The organism is Micromonospora sp. KC207, from assembly GCF_004348615.1.
GTDB lineage: Bacteria > Actinomycetota > Actinomycetes > Mycobacteriales > Micromonosporaceae > Micromonospora.
The window spans coordinates 1-7,058 of sequence record NZ_SMKJ01000328.1 but is presented as its reverse complement, the minus strand read 5'-3'; the positions used below and the strand labels follow the sequence as shown (position 1 = coordinate 7,058).

General features: G+C 76.5%; 5 protein-coding genes and 1 pseudogene. 1 reads left to right on the top strand and 5 read right to left on the bottom strand.

Translation table 11 applies throughout. From position 1 onward, the window contains the following. From E1258_RS28110 to E1258_RS28090, 5 genes are all read right to left on the bottom strand, one after another. Positions 1 to 780: lysylphosphatidylglycerol synthase domain-containing protein (locus tag E1258_RS28110; RefSeq protein WP_207919770.1), on the bottom strand; the 780-nt coding region annotated here is incomplete at its 3' end. A 113-nt stretch (positions 781 to 893) separates the two neighbouring features. Next, positions 894 to 1,721, bottom strand: coding sequence for a class I SAM-dependent methyltransferase (locus tag E1258_RS28105; RefSeq protein ID WP_132406441.1), 828 nt, complete (start codon positions 1,719 to 1,721; stop codon positions 894 to 896). Positions 1,722 to 1,855: 134 nt separating this feature from the next. Then, the gene (locus E1258_RS28100; RefSeq protein ID WP_132406437.1) at positions 1,856 to 2,881 is read right to left on the bottom strand and encodes a glycosyltransferase family 4 protein; all 1,026 of its coding nucleotides are present in this window, start codon (positions 2,879 to 2,881) and stop codon (positions 1,856 to 1,858) included. A gap of 77 nt (positions 2,882 to 2,958) precedes the next feature. Next, complete coding sequence (locus E1258_RS28095; RefSeq protein ID WP_132406435.1) at positions 2,959 to 3,357, bottom strand: 6-carboxytetrahydropterin synthase; 399 nt, start codon at positions 3,355 to 3,357, stop codon at positions 2,959 to 2,961. After that, positions 3,345 to 4,340 carry a zinc-binding alcohol dehydrogenase gene (locus E1258_RS28090; protein ID WP_132406433.1) on the bottom strand — a complete coding sequence of 332 codons (996 nt, stop codon included), beginning with the start codon at positions 4,338 to 4,340 and terminating at the stop codon, positions 3,345 to 3,347. The genes E1258_RS28095 and E1258_RS28090 overlap by 13 nt, the downstream gene beginning before the upstream one ends. A gap of 132 nt (positions 4,341 to 4,472) precedes the next feature. Between E1258_RS28090 and E1258_RS28080 the strand changes: the two are divergent. Beyond that, a pseudogene (locus E1258_RS28080) lies at positions 4,473 to 6,987 on the top strand (CDP-alcohol phosphatidyltransferase family protein). The last annotated feature ends 71 nt before the right edge of the window (positions 6,988 to 7,058 follow it).

Here is a 7,058-nt window from a genome sequence, read left to right as displayed (position 1 = left end):
CGCGGCCACCCCCTCGCGCGGCCCGAACCCGCCCACGTTCAGCGGCAGGATCATCGCCAGCAGCGCGAGCAGCGTGAGCGGCAACAGCCGGGACAGCGGCGCGTCGGCGCCCGCCGTGCGGGCGGCGACGACGAACGTGGCCAGGTGACCGGCCATCACCACGGCCGAGGCGACCAGCACACCGACCCAGGTCCGGCGGCCCAGCACGCCGGAGCGGACGTCGGCCACGGCGGTACGCAGCGCCCGCGCCCACCGCGACGCCCCCGACCGGGGCGCGACGCGGCCCAGCAGCACCGCGCCCAGCCCGGCGGCGGCCACCAGCGCCGCCACCGCCGGCAGGTACGGCCGCACCGGCGACGGGAACACGGCCAGCACGCCCACCGCGAGGACCACCTGGACCACCTGGCCGGCCGTCCGTTCCCAGACCACGGCCCGGACGCCCCGGCCGACGTCGCCGGAGTCACGGCCGTGGCGCACCGCGCGGTCCACGTCGCCGAGCACCCCGCCGGGCAGGGTGGAGTTGAGGAACACGGCCCGGTAGCAGTGCGCCACCGCTTCGCGCAGCGGCAGCCGCACGCCCAGCCCACCGGCCACCAGGCTCCAGCGCCAAGCGGCGCAGACGGTGGTGATCAGACCGATGCCCAGCGCCGCCGCGAGGGCCGCGCCGTCGATGAGGCGCAGCCCGGCGACGAACGGGCCGCTGCCCAGCCGCCACAGCAGCGCCGCCAGCACGCCGGCCCCGGCGAGGGTGCGCGCCCACCCCCAGAACGACTGGGGCAGCCGGCGGCCCCGCCCGGCCGGCGACGCCGCCGGTTCCGTGCTCGCTGGCAAAGCCGGCCCTCCCTGCACGATCGTCTTCCTGGACGGGTTTACGTGCGGCACGGCCGGGGGGTTCACCCGCACCCGGTGAGCAGGTCGCAGTGGTCGACCAGGACGCCGAGCCTGCCTGCGCGGGCGGCGGCCCGCCGGACTCGGCCGTATTCCGTGGTGCGCGTGGTCAGCTCAGGCCGCTGCTCGCGGGCGGCGCCCAGCCAGCCGGTGAACCACTCGGCCGTCAGCTCGGCGCGGTCCGGGCCGAGCCGCCACGGGCTGGGCCGGGTCCGCACGTCGACGCCGTGCCGGGCGAACGCGGCCAGACAGGCGGCGACGGCGTCGGGGCCGAGCAGGGCCCCCCGGCCGGCCGCGACGCGCCGCTGGTGGTCGTCGAATGCGGCGGCGACCTCGGCGTCCAGCGGGTCGGTGGGGGTCAGCTCCACCCGGCCGACCACGGAGAGGGTGAACAGGCAGGGCCGGGCGGCGCAAACCGCCACGATCCGTTCGACCTCCTCGGCGGTGAGCATGTCCAGCAGCGCCGACGCGGTGACCAGGGACGCGTCGGCAAGGTCGGCGGCGGACAGCCGGGTGATGTCGGCTCGGCGGGTCTCCACGGTGACGTCGCCGCCGCCCTCGGTGGCGAGACCCGCCATAGCGGCCCGAGCCCGCTCCAGCAGGCCGGGGTCGCGGTCGTACAGCACCCAGTGCTGCGGGCCCGACAGCCGGGGGGCGAGCCAGCGGCCCATCGAGCCGGTGCCCGCGCCCAGGTCGTGGATGACGACCGGCCCGTCGCCCGCGAGCCGCCGACGTACCGGTGCCAGCAGGTCCGCCGCGCGGGCCGCCGCGTCGGCGGGCTCCCGCAGCCGCAGCCAGCTGGCGAAGGCGTCGCTGTCGTCGCCGTCGCTCATGTGCCCCGCAGCTTCCCCGCCGCCGGGGCCGTCGCCCGGCCGGGCGGCCGCTGCCCCACCTTGGTGGCCGTCGCCCCGCCGGGCCATCGGTGTGCCGCCGCCGGGGCCGTCGACCGGGTAGGTCGCGCCGTCGTTCATGCTGCCGCTCCCTTCAGAACCGCCGCGACGATGGTGGTGGTGGTCGACCAGTCGGCCAGCGTGCTTCGGCGGGCGCGGGCTGCGCGGCGCAGCCGCTCCCGCAGGCCGGCGTCGCCGAGCCAGTCGCGCAGCGCGCCGGCCAGCGCCGCCGGGTCGTCGGGCGGCACCAGCAGGCCGGGGCGCTCGCCGCCCGGAGCGCGGCCCAGCGCCTCGGGCAGGCCGCCGGCGTCCGTGGCCAGCACCGGGATCCCGCGCGCGAGGGCCTCGGTGACGACCATCCCGTACGTCTCGCCGCGCGAGGCCAGCACCAACAGGTCGGCGGCGGCGTACGCGGCGGCCAGGGCGTTTCCGGTACGCGGACCGAGCAGCTCCACCCGCCCGGTCAGGCCGGACCCGGCGGCCTGCCGGCGCAGCCGCTCGACGTAGGCGGGGTCACGGGCCAGCGTGCCGACGCACGCGCACCGCCACGACCGGTCGGCCACCGCCGCCAGGGCGGCCAGCAGCACGTCGTGCCCCTTGTGCGGGGCGAGGGCCGCGACGCAGAGCAGCGCCGTGCCGGCCGGCGTGCCGGAAGCCGGCGGGGCGGGGTCGACCCCCGGCGCGGCGACGTGCACCCGGTCGGCGGGCAGCCCGTACCGGTCGAGCAGCCGGCGGCGGGTCCACTCGCTGGTGGTGACGACGGCGGTGGCGGCGGCCAGGGCGCGGGCCTCGGCGGCGTCGTCGCGCGGCAGGTGCACCAGCACGACCGTCCGCAGCCGGTCGGCCTGCGGTTGCAGCGCCTCCGGCGCGACCGAGGCGACCAGACCGTCGAGAAGCACCAGCGCGCCGCCGGGCAGGGCGGCGAGCAGGGCGGCGAGGTCGGCCCGCGCGGCCGGCCCGGGCGTCGGCCAGTCACCCGGCGCCGGATGCTCGTGGACCCGCCAGCCGGCGTCGGCCAGCCCCCGGCAGACCCGGCGGTCGTAGTGGTTGCCGCCGCTGGGCGTGGCCGGGTCGTCGATGTCGCCGGGGAGCACCACGTGCACCTCCGGACGGGCTCCGGCGCGGGTGCCGGCGGGGGCCGACCGGCCCGCGGAAGCGCCGCCACCGGAACTCGGGACCGTCAAAGGAGCCGCTCGTAGCTGGCCCAGGCGACGTGCGACTCGTGCAGGGTGACGGTGATCCCGGCCAGCCCTAGCGCGCCCTCGCCGAGGTCGCCGGCGTGCACCCGGTCGGCGAGCCGGTCGGCGACCGTGCGGGCCAGCACCTCGGTGGTGGTGTTCACCCCGGCGAACGCGGGCTCGTCGTCGAGGTTGCGGTACGTCAGCTCGCCGAGGACGGCGCGTAGCTGCTCGGTGGCCAGGCCGATGTCGACGACGATGCCGTCGGCGTCCAGGTCGGCCCTGCGGAACGTGGCGTCGACGACGAAGGTGGCCCCGTGCAGACGCTGCGCCGGGCCGAAGACCTCGCCGCGGAAGCTGTGGGCGATCATCATGTGATCGCGGACGGTCACGCTGAACATGCGTCACTCTCCTGGTAGGTGATGAGGTGGCACAGGGCGGGCAGCGTACCGTCGTTGAGCCGGGCCAGCACGTCGGGCAGTTCCGCGAACGGCGAGCTGCCGGTGATCAGCGCGTCGAACGCGGGGTCGGCGAGCAGTTCCAGGGCGAGGGCGAGCCGGTCGGCGTGCGTGCGGCTGGCCCGGCGCGCCGGGGCCACCATGCCCACCTGGCTGCTGCGCACGGTCAACCGGCCGGAGTGGAACGCCCCGCCCAGCGCCAGCCGCACCGCGCGGTCGCCGTACCAGCTCAGCTCCAGCACCGTGCCCTCCGGGGCGAGCAGTTCCAGCGACCGCTGGAGCCCGTCGGAGTTGGCGCTGGCGTGCACCACCAGGTCGCGCCCGCCGGTGGCCCGCTCGGGGGTGGCGAAGTCGACGCCGAGCGCGGCGGCGACGGCGGCCCGGTCGGGGTCGGCGTCGACCAGCTCGACCCGCACCCCGGGGAAGCGGGCGAGCAGCGCGGCGACCCCGCAGCCCACCATGCCCGCGCCGACGACGCTCACCCGGTCACCGACCAGCGGCGGGGCGTCCCACAGGGCGTTCACCGCGGTCTCCACCGTGCCGGCCAGCACCGCGCGGGCCGCCGGCACCCCGTCCGGCACGGGCACCACCGCCGAGGCCGGCACGACGTACGCGCTCTGGTGCGGGTGCAGGCAGAAGACGGTACGCCCACTCAGCTCGGCCGGGCCCTGCTCGACGACGCCGACGCTGAGGTAGCCGTACTTCACCGGGCCCGGGAAGTCGCCCTCCTGGAACGGAGCGCGCATCGTGGCGTACTGGTCGGCGGGGACCCGGCCGGCGAAGACGAGGGTCTCGGTGCCCCGGCTCACGCCCGAGTAGCGGGCGCGGACCAGCACCTCGTCGGGGCCCGGCTCGGGTAGTGTGGCCGGGCGGATCTCCGCCACCCCGGGCTCACGCAGCCAGAACGCGTACGCCTCGCGGGTCATCGGCGTGTCCTCGTCGCCACCGTCGTCCTCCTCGCGTCACCGGACCGCCGAACCGTTCGGTCGGATTTTCCGTGTTGTCTGTCGACAGCCCGTCGAAACAGCAGTCTCTCGATCATCAAACACGGAGGCACGGTGCGCAGGGTTCAACGCGGTCCGCTGGCAGGACTGGCCAGCCTGTTCGGTCTGCTGGCGGGGATCGGCGCGACCGTCGGCCTCGGCGCCGCCGGCTGGCTCGCCGGCACGGCGTACGGGGTGGCCCTCTGCGCGCTGCTCGCCTGGGGGCTGCGCCGGCAGGACGCGGCCGGCCTGGGGCCGGCGGACGTGGTGACGTTGAGCCGGGCGATCCTGATCGGCGGGGTGACGGCGCTGGTGGCGGACGGTTTCACCCGGCCCACGCCGGTGCCGCTGCTGGTCGGCCTCACCACCGTGGCGCTGCTGCTGGACGCCGTCGACGGGCAGGTGGCGCGGCGCACCGGCACCGAGAGCGACCTCGGGGCGCGGTTCGACATGGAGGTCGACGCGTACCTCATCCTGCTGCTGGGCGTGCACCTGGCGCCCACCACCGGGGCCTGGGTGCTCGTCCTGGGCGCGATGCGGTACGCCTTCGTGGCGGTCGGCTGGACGTCGCCGTGGCTGCGCGGGACGCTGCCGCCCCGGCAGTGGCGTAAGGTCGTCGCCGCGCTCCAGGGCATCGTCCTGGCCGTCGCCGCCGCCGGGGTCCTCCCGCCGGTGGCGACGAGCGTGCTGCTGGCCGGGGCGTTCGCCCTGCTCGTGGAGTCGTTCGGGCGTGACGTCGGATGGCTGTGGCGGCACCGCCCGGTCGTCGACCGCGACGGCGCGACTCTCCGCCGGGACGACCCGGTCCGCGTGCCGGCCCACCTGCCGGCCTGACGGACCTGCCCATTACGGGAGAACAGACGACGTGACGAACCACACGGACGACGACACCGGCCGAAGCGCGGCGGACGACACCGGCCAGCCGGCCGAGCGGCCGGGACGCGGCCGGCGGGTCCGCTCGGCGGTGGCCGGCGTGCTGGCCGCGCTGCTCGTGGCCGCCGCCCTCACCGCGCCGGACGAGCTGCGGGAGCTGAGCCCGGCGGCGTTCCTGCGGCTGCCGGTCGAGGCCCTGGTGGCCGCCGCCCTGCTGCTCGCCCTCGCGCCGCGCCCCCGCCGGGTGGTCGCCGCGCTGACCGGGGCGGCCCTGGGCCTGCTTACCGTGGTCAAGCTGACCGACCTGGGCTTCCGGGTCGCCTGGGACCGCCCCTTCGATCTGGTGTCGGACTGGGTGCTGTTCGACGACGCGTACGGGTTCCTCGCCGGCTCGATCGGCCGGGCCGGCGCGATCGGCATCGCCGTGGGCGTCGTGTTGCTCGCCGTCGCCCTGTTCGTGCTGCTGGCGCTGGCCGTGCTGCGGCTGACCGGGATGCTGGTCGCGCACCACACCGGCGCGACCCGGGCCGTCGCCGCCCTGACCGTCGGCTGGGTCGCCTGCGCCGCCTTCGGGGTGCGGATCGTCCCCGGGGTGCCGGTGGCCGACACCGGCGCGACCGCCCTGGTCCGCGACCACACGATCCAGGTACGCGGCGGGCTGGCCGACCGGGACGTGTTCGCCGCCGAGGTCGCCGCCGACCAGTTCCGAAACACCCCGGGCGACGAGCTGCTGACCGCGCTTCGCGGCAAGGATGTCGTCGTCGCGTTCGTGGAGAGCTACGGCCGCGACGCGGTGGAGGAACAGGAGTTCGCGCAGGTCGGCGTGGTGCTCGACGAGGGCACCCGGCGGCTGAGGGCGGCCGGCTTCGGTTCCCGCAGCGCGTTCCTCACCTCACCGACGGCGGGCGGCGGAAGCTGGCTGGCCCACGCCACGCTGCTGTCCGGGCTGTGGATCAACAGCGAGCAGCGGCACCGCAGCCTGCTGACCACCGACCGGCTCACCCTGGGCGGGGCGTTCCAGCGGGCGGACTGGCGAACCGTCGGGGTGATGCCCGGCGCCCTGGCGGACTGGCCGGAGGGGAAGTTCTACGGCTACGACCAGTTCTACCCCGCCCGGGACCTGGGCTACCGGGGGCCGAAGCTGGGCTACTTCCTCATGCCGGACCAGTACGCGTTGTCGGTCCTCCAGCGCCGCGAACGGGCGGCGGCCGGTCGCCCGCCGGTGATGGCCGAGATCCCGCTGACCTCCAGCCACTCCCCCTGGACGTCGTTTCCCCGGGTCATCGACTGGAAGGACGTGGGCGACGGCTCGGTCTACCACCGCAACTCGGCCGTGGCCGACGTCGGCGGCAAGCCGGTCCGCCGCACCGGCGCCCAGATCCGCGCCGACTACCGACGCACCATCGAGTACACGCTGAAGAGCCTGATCTCCTTTGTCGAGACCTACGGCGACGACGACCTGGTGCTGGTCTTCCTCGGCGATCACCAGCCGTCCCCGGTCGTCACCGGCGAGAACGCCAGCCGGGACGTGCCGATCACCATCGTGGCCCGCGACCCGAGGGTGCTCGACCGGATCGACGGCTGGCAGTGGCAGGACGGGCTGCGGCCCAGCCCGGACGCGCCGGTGTGGCGGATGGACAGCTTCCGGGACCGTTTCCTCACGGCGTTCGGGTCCCGGCCGGCTTCCGCGCCGCCGGCCGCCGCGCCGCCGCGCTGACCCGTCCGGGCGTACGGCGGGTCAGGCGGCCTCCCGCCCGGTGCGCGTGCCGTCGGGCCGGGCCGCAACGC